Annotated in this window: 4 protein-coding genes; all 4 read right to left on the reverse strand. The window is 68.3% G+C overall.

The genetic code is table 11. The features are described 5' to 3' along the window. Nucleotides 1-81 precede the first annotated feature (81 nt). Genes RM572_RS05890 through RM572_RS05905 form a run of 4 tightly spaced genes read right to left on the reverse strand, consistent with a single transcriptional unit; the run spans nt 82 to nt 18,141 of the window. Nucleotides 82-2,418 (reverse strand): UvrD-helicase domain-containing protein, encoded by a 2,337-nt coding sequence (locus RM572_RS05890; protein ID WP_311672212.1) that lies wholly within the window; start codon nt 2,416-2,418, stop codon nt 82-84. After that, nucleotides 2,418-9,251: a DEAD/DEAH box helicase gene (locus tag RM572_RS05895; protein WP_311672213.1), complete on the reverse strand. Its 6,834-nt coding sequence runs from the start codon at nt 9,249-9,251 to the stop codon at nt 2,418-2,420. The genes RM572_RS05890 and RM572_RS05895 overlap by 1 nt, the downstream gene beginning before the upstream one ends. Further along, nucleotides 9,248-14,890, reverse strand: a complete 5,643-nt coding sequence (locus RM572_RS05900) for a hypothetical protein (RefSeq protein ID WP_311672214.1) — start codon at nt 14,888-14,890, stop codon at nt 9,248-9,250. Before RM572_RS05900 ends, RM572_RS05895 begins: the two co-directional genes overlap by 4 nt. Further along, a complete protein-coding gene (locus tag RM572_RS05905) occupies nt 14,887-18,141 on the reverse strand; it encodes a DEAD/DEAH box helicase (RefSeq protein ID WP_311672215.1) in 3,255 nt (1,084 codons plus the stop codon). Before RM572_RS05905 ends, RM572_RS05900 begins: the two co-directional genes overlap by 4 nt. Nucleotides 18,142-18,187: the final 46 nt, after the last annotated feature.

Consider the following 18,187-nt stretch of genomic DNA (forward strand, 5'->3'; position numbering starts at 1 on the left):
AACTCATCGCCGCTTATTGTTCCGGACGGGCGGCTGGGGCGCCCCGAGCGTCTGGAATCCGGCGATCCCCCGCTGGAGGCTTCATTTCTTGTCGGGCAGGTACGGGCTCGGCTTTCCGTACCAGCTGATGCGCAGGGTATCGCGGGCGCGAGTGGCCGCGACGAAGAGGAGGGAACGGGCCTTGATCTCCTCGCGGGCGAGGCGGTGGGGGTCGGCACGGTAGCGCTGGATGAGTGAAGCGCGTGGGATGACTCCGTCGCGGGCGCCGACGATGGCGAGCTTCTGGTACTCGAGGCCCTTGAAGCGGTGCATGGTGCCCACGTGGATGTCGCCGTCGCCCTTGGCGCCGTCCTTGGTGAGTTCGGCGACGGTGAGGCCCGCCTCGGTCACCAGGTGGTACATGACCTGGTTGACGGCTTCGCGGTCGGCGACGCAGACGGCGATGTTGCCGCGTGGGTCTCGGGGTTTGCCGTCCACTCCCCCGGCTGCGAGTTCTGCGCGCCAGCCCTTCAGTGCGTCGGCCAGCCGGCCGAGTTCGTCGTCCCAGGAGTCGCAGGGGACGAGTTCCGGGGCAGGGCCTCGGAGTACCGAGCGGTAGCCATCGAGGTTGTCGGTGCCGTCGTCGAGATCGTCGAACGTGATCTGAGCGCTCTTGGGGTTCACCACTTCCATGGCGCGGTCGAGGATCTCGCGGGTGGTGCGGTAGCTGAGGGTCAGGCGTGCTGCGCGGCCTCGGATGTTGACTCCGACAGTGCCCAGGGTGACCTGCTGGTCATAGATGCGCTGGTGGGTGTCCCCGGCGATGAACATGTCGTCCTCGCCCGGCGCGACCATGGCGCGAAGCATCTTCCAGTGGGCCGGGCGGAGATCCTGTGCCTCGTCGACGACGACGTGCCGGTAGCGGTGGCCGAGGTAGTACATGCCGGAACTGTCGTCGCGGTGAATGAGGTCCTTGCCGCCGATCTCGTCCCTGTACTCCTGACGTTGCTCGATCTTGACGGCGCGCTGCCTCTCGAAACGAGCGGCGCGCTCGGCGGCCTGGCCCCAGGTCTCGCGGCCCTCCTTGTCGAGCCGGGTGGTGAACTGCTCCAGGATCTTCCAGATCTGCGCCCGGTCGGGACGGCTCACGGACCGGCCACGACCGGCGCGGCGCGCGTCGAAGTATGCCTTTCGGGTACCGAGGGACTGGCCGAGGATCACCTGCTCCCACTCCTCATAGAGGAATTCGGCGTCCCAGCGCTTCTCGTCGAGCTCGATGAGGACTTGGCGAAGAGTGTTCAGGGCGACGCTGTCGTAGATGCGCTGTTTTCCCGCGCCGGAGAGGGTGTTCTCGTTGAGGACGCGGGCGGCGAGCTGGTCGATGTGCGTGATGTCGACGCGGGCGAGCTGCTCGGGTTCGAGAAGGGAGGCGAGTCGGGCGCGCAGGTCGGTGGTGAGGTTCTTGGTGAAAGTGGTGAGCAGGATCGGCCTGCTGTGGCCGGGGGGCAGTTGTTCGGCGAGGTGCTTGACGCGGTGCAGCGCGACGATGGTCTTTCCGGTACCGGGGCCGCCGGACACCCGGAAGGGGCCGCTGTAGCGGCGGTCGACGAGCTTGGCCTGGGCGGGGTGCAGGAAGATCTTCCAGGCACGGAAGTCGCCTTCTTCGAGGACGTCCTTGAGGGCGTCGTCGATAGTCGTGACGGTGGTGCGGGCCAGGGCCGCGTCGAGGTCCTGCCGGTCGGTCTCCTCGAGTTCGACCTCGACCGGGGCGGTGATCTCCTTGCGCACCTCGTCGAGGCCCAGCCCGGCGGCGAGTCCGTACAGGATGTCCTTGGTGAGGAGCGGCGCGCCGGAGACGAGGTCGTCGAGCTCTTTGCTCTCAGTCACCGCGAGGGCGAGACCGATGAGCTGTTCGGCGACGCCGAGGTCGCGGAGGTCGTCGGCGGTGAGACCGGACAGGAGTGGTTCGGCCTCCGGGGCAGGCGGGGTCGTCGTGGGTTCGGCCGTGCCGGGTGCCGCAGGCGTCGCTGGTTCGTCCGCGGCTTCGGGCTGCTCGGCCGGGGTGAGCGTCATCCCGGCCCGCTGGAGGACGCTCTGACCGACCACGGAGAGGTCGACGAACTCGATCTCTCCGGTGATGCGGTTGATCGCGACGGAGAGCTCTTCGTAGACGTGCTTGCGGTGTCGGACGGCGACGACGAGCCACTTCTCGTGCCCTGCGGGGTCGATGCCGATCTTGGCGAGGAGCGCCCGGTAGGACTGGTCGATCTTGGCCCGGTAGACGCGGCCGTCGCCCTTGAGGGGCTTGAGGTCGAGGCCCGGGTGATCGGGGTTCTGCCGGAAGCGGTGGCAGAAGTCGTAGAACTTGCCCTTGACCGAGCGGTCGAGCTTGTACAGCTCCTGTTCGGCCTTCTCGTACAGGCTGAGCCGTGCGGTCATCAGGATGTCGGGCCTTCCGTGTCGGGGAGCAGTTCGAGCAGGGTGTCGAGGTGGTCGAGCCAGTCGGCGGCAGTGCGCAGGGTCCAGCCGTCACCGGCGTATGCGGTGTCCCGTTTGCGCAGTTCCTCGCTGTCGTGGTCAGCGGCGTTCACGACCACGGCGACCTTGACGCCGGGGTCGGGCCAGGCGAAGTCGGCCTGCCAGCGACGGTCGCCGAGCTCGTAGCCGAAGTCGGGGGCCTTCTTGCCGTGTTCGGCCAGGCTCCTGGCGAGACGGGTCAGGTCGGAGTCGGGCTCGTCCTCTTCGAGGAGTTCGAGGATGTCCTCGTCCCATCCGGCGTCCCGCAGGATGCCTTCGAGTGCCCGCTCGGCTACGGAGGAGGCCGACGAAGAGTCGGCGGAGAGCTCCGCGGCCCGCGCAGGGCGTGCCGGGCCGTCCTCCGCCGCCTCTGCCCCAGCCGTCTCCGTGTACAGCAGGGCAGTGAGCGTCTCCAGTTCACCCGCACCCCCTCCGACGCGGAGGACTTCCACGGGGAAGTCGGCGGCCAGGCTGCCGGCCAGCTGCACGCCGTCGCCGCCGGTGAAGGCGAGGAACTGCAGGAGGTTCGACCAGTAGAGCCACGACCGCCAGCGGAGTTTGTGTACGGCGGTGCCGAGTTGGTCGTCGTCGTGGTCGTCGAGTACGGCGATGGCGCCCCAGCCGACTCCGCCGGTCCCTTCCGGCCCGCGGGTGGGGTCGACGGTGTGGAGCAGCGGCAAGCCGTGCTCGTCGGTGGTGAAGAGGACGAGGATCTCCCCTTCGCCGGCGAGGGGTTCGACGTCGGCTGCCGGGTTCCCGCCCTTCCCGAGAGAGCGAAGCGCAGCTCGTAGCGTTTCGCGGGCCTGCGCGCGGTCGACGTTCTGTGCCAGTGGTTCCGGGGCGCTGAGGAACCCGCCGACCAGGGCTGCGGCCCGTCTGCCCCACCGGGTACGGGCGGGGTCGCGGAGGTAGCCGAGGAGGGTGTCGACGGGGTTGGTGAAGACGGCGTCGGCGAGTTCACCACGGTCGCCGCCGAACTCCTCGTACCAGTCTTTCGCGGTGTCCTGTGCGGTGCGCCGGTAGGGCGGCCACACCGGGCGCGCCTTGGCGCGCTCGCCCTTCTCGAAGAGTTCGAGGTCGTCCCAGGTGATCTGGAAGACGAGGGCTCCGCCGGCCCGCAGTTCGTCGCGCTTCCGGGAGTCGGGTGCGATGCGGTTGTGCTCGCGGGTGGCGTGGTAGCGGTGGCCGTCGAGGAAGACGTGCACCTTCTGGGGAGCGCCGCCGCTCCGCTCGAAGGTGAAATCGGTGCGGGTGAACTCCTCGTCCCGCTGGGAGGTCAGCCGCCATGTCGCGGCGCCGGCGAAGCGGAGGTGGCCGCTGTGCGCGCCACTCTCCTCCAGGGATGCGTCGTCCTCTCCAGTGCTCCAGTTGCGGAGAGCGGCGAGGAAGCGGGCCTCCAGGTCCGACTCGACCTGTCGGTCCAGCCCGATCGCCTCGGTCGTGGCGATCTCCTGCACCTGCCAGTGGTCGAGCGTCGCACCGTCCTCGTCGGTCAACGGGTGACCGTTCTCGTCGACGGGGCCGAGGAGACTGTTGATGATCTCCAGGGCCTCCTGGCGCGAGACGTCGTCCTGGTGACGCTCTTCGGCGTACCGGTGGAGGCAGCGGTGGCAGGCGCGACGTCCCTCGTCCTTGCACGGGCAGGCGATCAGCGCCTCGCGCGCGTCGGCGAGGGTGTCGCGGAAGGCGGCGGGGCGGGTGAGCCGGTCGAGGTAGCCGGTGCCGCCGGGGAGACGGTCGTACAGCACGAGGAAGTGCCGTTTCTCGCCGGTGGCCTTGTCGGGCATCGTGGCCAGAGTGGTGTCCAGGTGGGCGGGGTCGCCGCCGAAGTGCCGGTCGACGCCGAGGCGCAGCGCCGCGCGGAAGGAGTGGATCTTCTGGTCGATGAGCACGGTCGCGGCCGGCAGCAGGATCCGCAGGGCCTCGGTGGTGAGCTGGTGGGCGAGAAGCACCGGCTCCTGCTTCGGCGCCTCGGGGCCCTTCTTCACCCGGCGCAGCGGGCACCACGGCTGGTGGTGCTTGACGGCCGGGTTGCGGACGGCGGAGCTGTCGAGGGCGTCGGTGTCGTGGTCGAAGACGGGCTTGCCGTCGGCGGTGGCCGCTCCGCAGGCGGTGCACACGTGGAAGGGAGCCATCCGTACGTCCTGCCCGGCCAGCTCGTCCTCGGCGCGCGCGTCGAACCGCAGCGGGCCGACGTTGATCTTCCGGATGACGGCCTTGCGGGAGTAGTCGACGCCGAACGTCTCACGGGTGTGCCGCCAGGACGACCCGGCCTCGATGTCCTCCACCGGGATGTCGACCGCGTCGACGACGGTGTAGAAGCGCCTCTCGCGGTCGTCCTTGTCGTCGCCGATGCGAGCGTCGTCGCGCTTGCCGCGGGAAGTGACGACGGCGGGTTCGATCACCTGGTGGAGGCAGGAGCCGTCGTCGGCGATGCCGGTGCTGTGGCAGCGCGGGCAGGGCGACCGGTCCTCGGCGGCGTTCTCGATGCGGACGTAGCCGCATTCCCGGCAGAAGCGCCAGGGCGTCCAGTCGGGCCGGGTGGAGCTGCCGATCTCGATTCCGGTGATCTGGTGCTTGTAGCCGTTGACGTAGAACGTGTTGCCGGGAGCGAGTTCGGACAGCGCGTAGCGGCGCGGCCGGTCGTAGGGGCGCATCGTGGAGTCGAAGCGTTCCCGGCCGGTCTTCGGGTGGGCGCCGTCGGGCCAGTACAGGGTGGCGTTGAGGGTGGTGACGGAGTCGATGAGGGCGTAGTTCGGCAGCAGGCCGAGGTCACAGAGCGCCTGCTGGGCGGTGATGAGACCACGTTTCATCAGCCGCTTGCCGACGGCCCGGCGTTCCGCTTCGAGTTCCACCTTGCGCAGGCGCTGTTCGTCGTCGTCCTCGTGCAGTTCGTGCACGGCCTCGTCGATGAACCTCAGCCTGCGCCGCAACTCGTCCTCGCCGCGCTTCCACTGCCGTCCCGCCTCCTCGACGGCGCCGCGCAGCCCGCGTCGGGCGTAGGCGCGCAGATCGTCGGCGGCCTTGGGGCTGACACCGGTGGGGAAGAGGGCGAGGAACGCCTCGGCGAGGTCGTCGGCGCCTGCCAGCGCTGCTCCGACGAGGTCGGTGAGGTATCCGGAGGGGCCGAACAGAGCGGGTGCGTCCGGCGGGATCGCGGCGAGCGGCTGCCCGTCGGCGCGCTTCAGCCGGCCCTGCGCGGCGAGGTCGAGGAGGTGGGCGAGGTACTGGCGGCGGAGGATCTCGACGGCCGACAGGTGGCTGCCGGGCGGCACGATCTGTCCGGCGATCATCTCGCGGGGCTGGTCGAGGTAGTACAGGTCGCGGCGGCTGCGGTCGGGAATGGTCAGGAGAAAGGCGTTGCCGGTGCGCCGTCCGGCGCGGCCGACCTGCTGGGCGTAGTTGGCGGCGCCTCGGGGCAGCGCGGCGAGCACGACGGCCGACAGGTCGCCGATGTCGATGCCCATCTCCAGAGTCGGGGTGCAGGAGAGCACGTTGGGGTCCTTGAACCCGTTGCCGTCGCGGAACGCCCCCTCCACCTGTTCACGTTCCCGGCGCGTGAGCATGCCGGTGTGTTCGGCCGTGATGACCTGGTAGGTGCCGGCCTTGCGGTAGAGCCTGCGGTAGTAGTCCTCGCGGTAGTCGCGGTCGCGCTGGTGCAGACCGAGCGCGTCCGGCCGGTTTCCGGCGACGAGACGGCCCGTGCGGCAGCGGTAGGCGGGGCACTTCTGGCCGTCCCACTGGCCGAGCAGGTCGGGGTGAACGGTCTGTTCCCAGAAGCAGGAGGGGCAGCGGACGAACGCCTGGTTGACCTCGTCGTCCTTCAGCAGCTGCACGTCGACGGCTCCGGGCTTGAGCCCGTAGATCCGCAGGCTGCCGTCTTCGGGGGTGCGTACGGCCAGCAGTCCGGCGGCGACGAGTTCGGGCAGCAGCCGGGACCAGAACTCGGCGGCCTGTTCGCGGGGCAGTCCGAGGCTGCGCTGTGCCCACCGCTCGTACCAGGAGAGCCGCCCGGTGGCGAAGTCGAACTCGCTCCTGGCTTTCGGCGCGCTCAGCAGGAACACGGGAGCGGCGATCCCCTTGGGGAAGGCCCGCATGCCGACGGGCCGCTTGCCCCAGATGAAGTAACGGCTGGTGCCGGCCTCCTTGAGGTATCCCGCCAGCCAGCGGTGGCCGATGGCGCCACGGGTCCGCAGCCGCTCCAGGAAGATCCGGAGGAAGCCGAGGTACTGCGCGTCGTCGAGCGCGTCGGGGACGGGCAGCTGACCGCCCTTCCCGTACGGCGCGGTGTGCGCAGCCCGCACGAGTGCGACGGCGGCGGCCGGGTCGGCTATCCGCACCTGGGCGGTGGCGGTCCGGGTGAGTTCCAGCGTCCGGCCGTTGCGGGAACGGAACCCGAACTCCATCAGCGCCTCGAACGCGAAGCGTTCTCCGATCAGCTCCCACGTCTTGTGGTCCCCGCCGCGGCCCTGGCCGGACAGCAGCCGTTTGACGCCCTTGACGTCGTGCAGGTCGGTGGGAACGACGGCGGCGAGGGTCGCACGGTCGGTGGTCGCGGCGACCACGTCGGCGATCAGGTCGTGCAGCGCCGTCGGAGCGTCCTCCGACAGGTGGCTCTTGAACAGGGCGCGCAGCGAGAAGGTGTACGAACGGGTCGCCACGAATCCGGCCCGGTGTGCGGCGTCCTGCACCGAGTCGTTGAACATCAGCGTCTTCGTCTCGCCCTGCTCCTCGTCCAGCTCCCCGCCGGTGAACAGCTGGGTGACGGAGGCGGCGGCGAGCGCGGCGGCGCCGGTGCCGAGGAAGCGGATGGTGTTACGCGAGCCGCAGGCAGGGCACCAGTCGTCTTCGGCTGCGGTCGTCGCGGTCTCCCCAAGGAAGACCAGGACGAACGCGGAGTCGGAGCCAGCCAGCCGGGGAGCGCCGGTCTCCGGGTCGTAGTCGTCCACCGGGTCGGGCAGACGCAGCCTGCGCTGAGGCCCGTCCAGGACGCGGAGCTGACCGGCCCCGCTCACGCTCAGCGCGTTGGCGTCGGCACGCCCGGCGACGCGGCCCGCGCCTTCCATGGGCGCGGCCGCGGAGCCCTCCTTCGCCTCGCCGTCGGTGGCGGCGATCAGGTTGCGGACCCGCATCTTGTCCTGGCTGACCGAGGCCCGCCGGATCTTGTGCGTGTCGACCTCGACGTCCAGGTCGTCGGACTCCGGGGTGAAGACGGCCCATCCGGAGCGACCGCAGTCACGGCAGTACACCGCGGGGAGGAAAAGGTTCGCGTTCTGCCCCGCGGTCGCCGTGGTCACCGGCGCGGTGCGCGCGGCCCCGTGCTCGGACGTCTCCGGTGTGCCGGCCGTGTCCCACTGGAACTCGGCCTTCGGCCACGGCAGCACACCGCGGACGAGGCGGGAGACGGACCGCGCCCATTGGTGCACCTCGACCTGCACGAAGGGGCGCGGCTGGGCGGGCGTGGACTCCGGGGCACGGGCGACCGAAAGCAGCGCGACGAGGCGGGCGAGTGCCGTCGCCGCCACCTCGGGCCGCAGCGTGATGGTGCGGCCCCAGGACTGGGCGCCGCTGCGCCACATCAGGTCGAGCACCTCGGGCACGGAACGCACCTGCCCGTCCAGGGCGTGCAGCACGGCCGAGGTCAGAGGGTGCCGCTTCATCACCCGGCCGAGAGTGTGCGGGTCGGTGTCCCGTTCGCCGGTGACGGCCTCGGTGAGCGCGGCGAACTCCTCCTCGCCGAGCGTCGGGTCGGGCAGAGCGGCCAGCTCGTCCGGCGTCGGGATCGGCACCAGCGGGTCGAATGCCGCGCGCGGCACGAACGCGTCGACGGTCTGCCGCTGCTCGCCGACGATCGCGTCGGAGTGGAACTCGGTGCCGAATACCTGGGTCGCCACTTCGAGGAGTTGCCGCACGCCGTCGGCGTCCGTGCCGGAAGCCAGGGTCGCCGACGTGGCGACCGGGCAGATACGGCCGAGCGGGCGGCCCGGCTCCGAGGCGCCGACGGCGGAGGCGAGCCGGCGGAGCAGCATCGCCACGTCGGTGCCCTGCGCGCCGTCGTAGGTGTGGAACTCGTCGACCACCACGTAGCGGATGTCGGCGTCCGTCCACAGGGGGGCGTCGGCGGCGCGCTGGAGCAGCAGGTCCAGCATCTTGTAGTTGGTGACGAGGATGTCCGGCGGCGTCACCTGCATGTCGGACCGGTCGGTGAACACCCGCCCGTACCGGGTGGCCGCCCGGTCACCGATGTACAGGCCGGCCCGCACCTTACTCAGTTCCGGGTGATCGGTGAGGAGGCCGTTGATGCGCTGCGCCTGGTCTGTAGCGAGCGCGTTCATCGGGTACAGGAACACTGCCTTGACCCCGCCTCGGCCGGCGGCGCGCTCGCGCGCACAGTGGTCCAGGACGGGATAGAGGAACGACTCCGTCTTACCGGAACCGGTGCCGGTGGTGACGAGCGTCGGCCGGGGCGTCCGGCCGCCTGCGGAGGACAACCGCTCGAACGCGACGGCCTGATGCGCGTACGGCGTCCAGCCATCGGTGCGTCGCCAGTCCAGGTACTGCTCCCAGGAGGGCGGCTCGGCCGTCACGAAGGGGGTGCGCACACGCAGGAACGGGCCCCGGAACATGCCGGAGGTCTCGTCGCCGAGAAACCGGTGCAGCGCCTTCCGCGCGCCCTCGTCGGTCAGCGCGTACGTGGTCGACAGGTACTGGAGCAGGCTCTCCTTGAGCCCTTCGGCTTCAAGCGTCGGCCTCACGACTTCGGCACCTCCTGCTTCACCGGGTCCCACTCACCGGCCGCCACGGCGGCGTCCAACCGCTTCTGGAAGTAGGCGTGCGCTTCGCGCATCTCCGTCTCCCGGTTGGCCTTGTAGAAGGGGGCGGTGTAGCCGTCCGGGACGGGGGTTTCGGGCGCGGGGTTGCTAGCGGGGTCGGCCTGGTGCGCCTTGAACGCGGGGTCGGCCCTGTACTTTTCGAACTGCTTCCAGTGGTCCTTGTCCTGACCGTGGCCGTACGTGTACCGGTCGCCGGCGATCTTGCGCTCAGCGGCGTCGAACCAGGTCACCCTGTCGAAGTCCTGCATGATCGGGAAGCGGGCCCGGTACATCGTAATGAGGGTGTCTGCGTCAATGCCGAGCCACACTGCCACGAGCGCGTCGATCTCCACGAGGGCGGCGCGGCGGGAGTACTCGGTGCGGAGAGGGGTGCCGCGCTGCCAATTGGGAGTGGCCTCGTGGAGTTGCGTGGACATCAGCGTCCACGGGCGAGCCCAGGGCTCGTATCCGGCCCACTTGGGATCATGCAGTTCCTCCCAAAGGTCGGCGTAGGCGGTGGTGAGGCAGTTGAGACGAAGGGAACGGAGCAGGAGGGCGGGGGCGAGGGGATGTTGAGCATGGGGTGCGGGCATTGCTCGCGCGCTTCTGCCCAGTAGGTCGCCTCGCCCCGTAATCTTCAGATAATAGTCCGTCGGAAGTGAAGACCAGAATCCAGCTACGAGTACTGTTTCACGCATGTCACGCATGGCCAGACTGTTCACAACGTTCACATGCGAGGGCCCTGGAGGAATAATCGCCGCATAGAGAGCTCGCTCGGTATCGGGTGCGATCATTCTGCGCCACGCGGTTCGATAGAACCGCGTGTAGGACTTCGTAGCCGCACTCACGAGGTTCTGCTCGACTGCTTCATCGGAGACTTCCCCAACGGCACAATTCAGCTCCTGCGCAAGCCACCTTCGGGCAGTGGACACCTCGTCTTCGGACGCCAGCAACTGCCTCAATCGAACATGGTCCAGCCATGCCTCCTGCGCCTTGTGGTACGTCTCCTCATCTGCGATGCGTCGATACTCTGACTCTGGGATTGCATCCGACGGCAACTCTTCATGGTTTAGCCCCCAGACATCACCTCCACCCTGACTAGGCTGCTTGAAGAACGGGTTGGCGACTCCGATCTGCGGGCCCTTGAAGACGACATCTTCCCATGTATCGGCCTGGTAATCCTCCGTGCCCTCTAGGTTCTTATTATAGTCGATCAGAGACATGTCCCCATTGGGGCCGTGAACGGATTTCTTGGCTCCGCTCTCATGAAATCCATTGCCGATATGTGGGGACAGTGCTCCGAGGCGCAGCGGATACCCCGCGAGCGCGTCAATAGCCGGGCCCTCGGCCGTGCTCACCGGAGTCAGCAGACGCGCCTGTTCGACAGGAACATTTTGCTCTCCGGAGAGCCTCTGCCAACGCGCCAAGGTATCCGTTGTCACCCGAACGACCCGTTTGCCGTGGGGTCGTTCGTCCCAACGACCAGCGAACTTCACACCCGGCGCGTCACCCCTACCGTCGTGTACCGCGGACAGCCGCAGCGCCTCGACGGAAAAGAGCCAGGACAGATGCTGAAAATCGATCTCTCCACGAGTTCCGTAGATATGAACGCCGAAGTGACTTGATCGGCCGATGGGAGGGGGGAAGAAGCGATTGCCCGCGTTAACGAAGTCAGCGTGCACCAGCAGCCTACGGTAGGCAGCTTCACGGAGGGCGGCCTCCTTGTCCCCGTTAAAGTGAGTGTCGGGGTGGACCAAGCCCGCGCTTCCGAAAGCCGCCGTATGTTCCCACACCTGGCACATGAACGCACGGTACAGATCAGGCTGACTGCCCGCGATGAGCGGATACGCCTGCGGAGCCGCCAGATAGTCGGCCAGCGTCGCCGTGACTGTCACCTCACCCAGCACGTACGCCGTCACGTCGGCATCGGCCAGCTCAGCCGCGCGCCGTCGCTGCTTCTCAGAAGCCAAAGGCTTCTCGTTGAGCATGAACCACGGTTCGAACTCCGCGATAACAGAGTTCTCTTTCCATTGTGGTTGAACCCACGGCGGGTTTCCCACCTGCAGGTCGAAACCACCACCCACCGCGAACACGAGGGCAAAGTCCAGCTCCCAGTGCAGGAAGCCCTGTTCCTCGGCGATCCCTTCAACAACCCGCATCCATGGATAGCGGATCTTGGGGTCGAGTTGGTCCATCCACATTTCGTCTAGGAGCAGCGCCTCATAGTCCTTCAGCTCCTCAAGGCTGTCGAGGGTGGAGCCAATGCTATCGTCGGGGACCGGACCTGTGCCGAGCATGGACTCCAGGAAGTCCAGCCAGTCGTTCAGGTCCTCGAGCGGGATGACAGGGCGGCGGCGCTTCGGAGTGGGGGTACTCGGCTTTCTACGCTGGTTCGGTACGCCGCCAGCCTTCTGCATCTCGTAGAAGTAGTCACCCTCAGCATCCATGCTGGCGTCATCGAGAGAGGGCTGGTCACCCGCCATCTGGAAGAGCAACCCGGCCTCGACGAACCGGGGCAGCGGCTTGCTCGTCGGAGGCACTGGCTCATTGGTCGGCAGTGGTCTGCGCGCACTCGCCATCGGAGTATCGGGCTCCCCGACGCCCCCCAGCAGTTCTTCGACGTCAACGGACTCTGCCGCGTACTCCGCGTCGCTTCCATCGAGAAGGCCGACCTGGTCAGCCGGCCAGAACCACAGCGCGCACCAGGCGTTCATCACCTGCTTCAGCCGCCAGTAGGGAGTGTCGACCGCGTTGAAGAGATCCGCGTAGACCTTCTCCTTCGAAAGCCGAGCTGCGCCATCCTTCTCCTCCGAGCTCTCAGCCGGACGCAGGAACGCGAACTCTCCGTCCTTCTCCGAGTCCGCACCCCACACGTCGATACTGCGGGCGATCTCTCGCTCCGACAGCTCCATCCGCTTGACGACGAGCTTCCACAAGAGCTCCGCCCGCTGTGCCGCGTCGCGCAGCCTCGTGTACTGGGAGGCGGCTTCGTCACCAGTCTTCCGATCGATCCTCGGCGTACCGGCCTTCGTGTACTTCCGCTCCGGCCTCTTGAGGAAGCCCTTCTTCCAAACCTTCAGCTGCTCGACGTCGTTCTCGGCCAGCTGAGTCAGCAACTTCTTCGCGTCGCCGCTCGCGCCCGTCACCGCTGCCCAGCCTGACGTGGGAAGAAGGAACTGGTGCACCGCACCGTCGGGCAACGGCTGCCACGAACCACCAGCCTCGTTGTCCCGGAAGGGCAGCCGCGTAGGCGCTTGGGCCCGGTTGCCCTTCAGCCACCCGGGCATGCCCTTCTGCGGCGCGACGTCCTCTGCTGCATACACCGCCCGCCGGCCCCCGATGAGCGAATTGCCCCGCCGCAGGTGGAGCCCGAACCACGGCGCACGCATTCCCGGATGCATCGTGTTGAGCCACAGGGAGACCTCTGCCAGCTCGACGCCTGTCGAGTTGAGGTCCACGCCGTACGCGTTGTGCAGCGCGATGTACGCCTTGACCTTCTGCTTCTCGGTCAACGCCTCGGCGGTGGGGATCGATGCGCCCAGCTCGTCCTGCCGGCGCCGCAAGTACTCCTCGGCGACCTGGTTGATGGCTTCGTTGAGGAACGCGCCGGAACCGAGCGCCGGTTCGCAGATGCGGTACTGCAGGAGCTCCGAGGCGCGGGTCTTGATGACGTTCCCTGCGTCGTCTTTCTCCTGGTCGAGGCGGTGCTTCAGCGCCAGCTCGACGGTGACCTGGGTCAGCGACTCGGGAGTGTAGTATGACGCGGAGGTCTCCCGGTCACGGCCCGCAAGGCGGTAGACGAACTCTCCGGGCTGGTACTTCTTCCGCCCGCGCAGCCCCTTCTCCTCGCGGTCCCGCTCGTCGTACTCGACCCAGGTGTTCTCCGGGTATTCCTTGAGCCGGTGCGAGGCTACGAGCCAGGACCCCTTCTCCGGGTCACCGCCCTTCGCGACCTCGCACAGCTCCTTGTCGGCGATGATGCCCGTGTACGACATCAGGCCCTCGTAGACCGCGCCAAGCTGGTTGATACCCAGGTTGCGGTACGAGATGAAGCCGCCGCGTTCGCCGCGCCGCTTGGCCTTCTTCATGGTGAGCAGGCGCAGCACCTCGTGCAACGCGCTGTTACGCAGGCGTAGGTCGAGCCAGGCAGGCCCGTCGGGATGGTCGTCGTCACGGCGCGGGTCGCGGATGCCGCGACCGATGAGCTTGACCGACGCCGGTTCGAAGAGCTCGCTGCGCAGCGGCTCGAAGCGCAGGCCGCGTCCCTCACTGCGCCGCTTGGCCTTCGTCTTGCGGGTCTCCGCGTCGTCACCGGGACGCTCGTCCCACTCCTCGGTGCCGTAGGGCCGGTGGCCGTGGTTGACCTTGTTGAACAGCACGTCGAGTGAGGCGTGCAGGTGGAATCCGTTGCGGGCCGTCTCATCCGTCAGCTGCGCGTCCCGCTCGACCAGATCGCGCAGACGGGCCACCGAATATCCCGCCTCGTACGTACCGTCGTCCGCCGGGAGGATGCCCAGCTCGGGGCGGGCCTCGGCGTACAGCAGGAAGAGGACGCGGTACAGGTAGCGCAGCGCCTCGCGGGTGAGCTGCCGGGCGAAGGGTTCGCCCGGGGTTTCGAGATCGCGTGGATCGAGGCCGGTCTGCTTCAGACGGTCCAGGACCTCGTTGGCGATGATCTCGACGGACTTCTGCAAGCCCTGGCGCAGCTCGCCGGAGACGCCGACCGCGTTGTCGCGGGACGCCTTGACGAGGGCGTCGATGGCGGGGCCCTTGCCATCCTCGGCGGGCGCGAGCGCATCGTGGCTGAACAGACCGGCGATCGTGGCGAGTTCGCCGTACTGCTTGCGGTCGTAGCGTTCCAGGGCTGCGTCGAGGTTGGCGGCGAGGTAGCGCCCCTCGCCCCAGGCATGCCGGTCGGCGAGGACGATGACGCCGCCACAGAGCAGCAGGACGAAACGCGGTGGGCCGCCGCCTTCGCTACCCAGCTCGCTCTGAAACAGCCAGGTGGCGAGTGTGTGCCCCGACTCGTAGGTCTCACCCGCGCTGACCCGCACAGGGTGGAGAAGACAACCGTAGGCGTCGGCGTCCAGGGCCGTATCGTTGCTCGCGGACCAGCCGCAGTCGACGGCGACGATGCCGTCACCGTGGCAGGCGACCTGGACGGTGTGGTCACGACCTGCCCGGTGGACGGTCAGCTCGCGCGGACCGGAGGCGACGTCGCCCTCCGGGTAGCCGAGGGCGACGAGCACCTTGCGATGCCAGTCGGCGACCCGTTCGCACCACTCCTGATCCCGGTACGTGTTCCAGCGCTTCTCGAAGTCCTCGTTGCCGGGATACTCGTCGTCCTCTGCGTCCGCCTTGGCCTGCTCGGCGAAGAAGCCGCGGTACTTCTCGTCGAGGTAGACGGACCGCAGGCCGCGCAGAGCGACACGCGGCGTGGGACGCGAATCATTCTCGTCGGACTCACGGTCCGCCCACGCCGCGAAGACGCCCTTCTTGAGGCCATCCGCGAGCTGCTCGGCGAAGTAATGCGCGGACAGGTACTCGCCGCGGTTGGAGAAGGAGTCGAAGTCGGTGCTCATCGGGCGGTCGTCTCTCCGGCGTCGGGCGTGGCGGTATCGGCGGGCGCGGCGGCGGCCGGTGCCGGGGTGGCGGCGAGCGGTTCGAGGACAGCGAGGAGGCGCAGCAGAGGGGCGCCGGAGGTCCGCAGGGAGCCGATCAGCCTCCTGCGCCGGTCGGCCGTGAGCTTCACGTCGTTCTGCGCCTTCTGCGAGCGGCGGTTCGCGGCGGTGAAGAGCGCGGTCTGCTTCCACTCCGTCACGCGCTTCTCGTACGGTGCGAGGACGGCATCGATCTGCTCCGCGTACGCGGCCTCGCGGTCGGTCAGGAAGCGTCGGGCGGCTTCGACCGCGTCCGGGACATGCGACTGGAGGAGTGCGAGGTTCACCGGGGCTGCACGGCCGGGCATGGTGGGGCCGACACGACAAGCGGCGAGGAAAGCATCGTCGACCCGGTGGACGCGGGGGGCGTCGGGCAGGCCGACTACGGCCATCCACTCGACGACGGTGGGACGCCCCGCCTTGTTCGAGTAGCTGCCCTGGAGGAGGTAGACGGGGCCGTCGAGCCCGGCGGGGAGCCCCGGGTCGATCTCGGCCGCCTTTTCGGCGTCAGGGTCGAAGGCGAGCACGAACGCCTCGTCGTGGCGGAGTGCGGCAAGCGCCTTGTCGGTGACCCAGTCCAGGACGGGGTGCACGTCGGAGACGTAACCGACGTTGGGCCACTGGCTCTTGGAGTCCTCACGGGCCGCCTTGAGTCGCTTGGCGGCCAGCGCCTTGTCGAAGGTGAGACGGATGCGCCCTTCCCGCTGGGCTGTGGGGAGGATCTGCTGCTCGGTCAGGTAGCTCTTGGGTAGCGCCTTCAGCCGGTGGAGCAGATCCGACGGGGGCTGGAAGGCGAGGGTGCCGTCCTTCTCACGACGCAGCTTGAGGGCGATGTCCGGGCTGACGGGGTGACAGATCTGACGCAGCGCCTCGTCGAAGTAGTCGGAGGTGGCGGTCGTGCTGCCGGTCGTACCGAACAGGCTGGGCACGGTAGCGCGCGGGACGTCGTCCGTCGGTTTTTTGGCTCCAACGTTGCCCATCAGCTTCCCAAGCATGGCCTTTGCGCCGCCGCCCGCAGAGGACTGTTTGATCGACTCCTCGACGGTACGGCCTGCGATGAGGTCGCGGGTGAGCCGGTCCTCTTCCTCTTTCGCCTTGTAGATCCCGGTGACGGCCACGGCGGTGCCCTCGGTGCTCTCGATCTCGTGTGCCTTCGCCTCGCGGGCGAGGAGCTTCGCACCGACCAGGCGGTCATCCAGCGGCAGGGGTTCGCCGGTCTTGTCGTCGGTGCGCCACTCGACCTCGCTGGTGAGAACCAGGGCCCGGAACCAGGGATTCTTCTCCTGCCCGTAGCGGTCGATGCGGCCGTTGCGCTGCTCGATGCGGATCAGCGACCAGGGCAGGTCGTAGTGGATCAGCTGGTGGCACTCCTGGTGCAGGTTGACACCTTCGGAGGCCACGTCGCCGGTGAACAGGAGCCGGACGGCCGCGTTGCGCAGGCCAAAGTTCTCAACGATGCGCTTCTGCTCGTCCTCGCCGGTGGCGTCGCCGTGCATGACCTCGACGACGCCGCCGTACGCCTTCCACGGCTTCGACTTCCGCTCGCTCTCCTCCAGCTGCTTCTCCGCGGGAAAGCCAAGTCGGGCCGGAACGGTCTCGGCCAACCACTTCAAGGTGGGGACGCGCTCGGAGAAGACCACGACGCGGGTGTCCGAGCCGGGGCCCACACCGATCTCCTTCAGCACCTCGACCAGGGCGTCGAGCTTGGACGACGCGTCGTCGTCCAAGTCTTCTGCGAGGCGGGCCAGGTCGAGAAGCGCGTCGCGCTCGATGCGGCGTGCGGCTTCCAGCTCGGCAGGGTCCTGGCCCCTGCGGCCCTTCTGGGGTTTGCCGAGCGTCTTGTGCCGAGCGGTGATCGAGTCCTGGAACGCCCGGTGGGAGGAGAGGAACGCCTTCAGCAGGTTGTAGGCGACCATCGAGTCCACGCACACGGAGGATGCCTCCGGGTCGCGCGGAATCCAGCGGGTCGCGATCTCCTTCAGGACTGCCTGCTCCTTCTCCGTGGCCGTGGCGATCACTGGCTTCGACGGGCCGCGGTCGGCCCAGACACCCTTGAGGGAGTCGCGTACCTCGGGGTCGGCTTTGGTTCGCCGGATGTAAAGGTGGCCCAGGTCCTTCACCTCGTACGAGGTGGGGTCGGCGATCGCGGCCTCGTCCAGCATGCGGATCAGCTCGGCGAAGGACTCACCGTCGCCGTTGTGGGGCGTTGCGGATGCCAGGACGAGTGCGTCGGTACGGCGTGCCAGGAGGCGGGCGAGGGTGTTGTTCTTCGTGTTCCGGTTGACCAGGTTGTGGGACTCGTCGATGACCACGGCGTCCCAGTCGGTGTTCTCCAGGTGGTGCGCGTAGACGTCGCTCTTGAGGGTGTCCACGGAGATGATCGCCCGCTTGAAGTAGGCGAACGGGTTCCGCCCGGCCGGGATGTCCTGCTGGATCCGCTGAATACCCGTGGAGTCGAGGCGGACGAGCGGGATGGAGAAGCGGGTCCACAGTTCACGCTGGAACTGCTCCAGGACGTGCGCCGGCGTGACCACGAGAATCCGCTCGCCGCGGCCCCGGCGGATCAGCTCGGCGAGAAGGATGCCGATCTCCAGGGTCTTGCCGAGGCCCACCACGTCCGCGATGAGAACGCGGGGCTGGGGATTCTCCATGGACAGAGCAAGTTCAGCAGGGCGGAGTTGGTGCGTCTGCTGGTCCATGAGGAAGTTGTCGGCCAGCGCGAGCCCGTGCTCGGTCTGCGGCAGGGCCGTCTTGCGGATGACGGCCTCCAGGTAGAGGCGCGCCTTGCGGTGGTTGGGAGAGGGGTCGGGGACCAGACGTGTCTTGTCCGGGTCGAGCGGCTCGATGTGGTCCAGCTTCTCGTAGAAGACGGCGTCCGTGCCGCGCACCAGGGAGGAGACCCCGGTGACCTCGACCATCCAGCCGTCGTGCGCCGTGTCGGCGACCTTCTTCACCAACCACTGCTCGTCACGCACGAGGACCTGGGAGCCGGGCGCGAACCTGGCCCGCCGCGTGCCCGCTCCGGTGTCGGCGGCAACGTCGGCTGAGGCTTCCGCTGGGAGCGGCTCACCGCCCACCGAATCGAAGGTCCCCTGCCTTGTGGCTTCGCCACCGATCGCGGACGTACCGCCCACGAACCGTTCCACTCCCGCGTCGTCCTCGATGTCCCGCATCTCGCTCCCCACCTACGTCCCCTACCGTGCGGCACGACACTGACGA

Source organism: Streptomyces hazeniae, assembly GCF_031845485.1.
GTDB lineage: Bacteria > Actinomycetota > Actinomycetes > Streptomycetales > Streptomycetaceae > Streptomyces > Streptomyces hazeniae.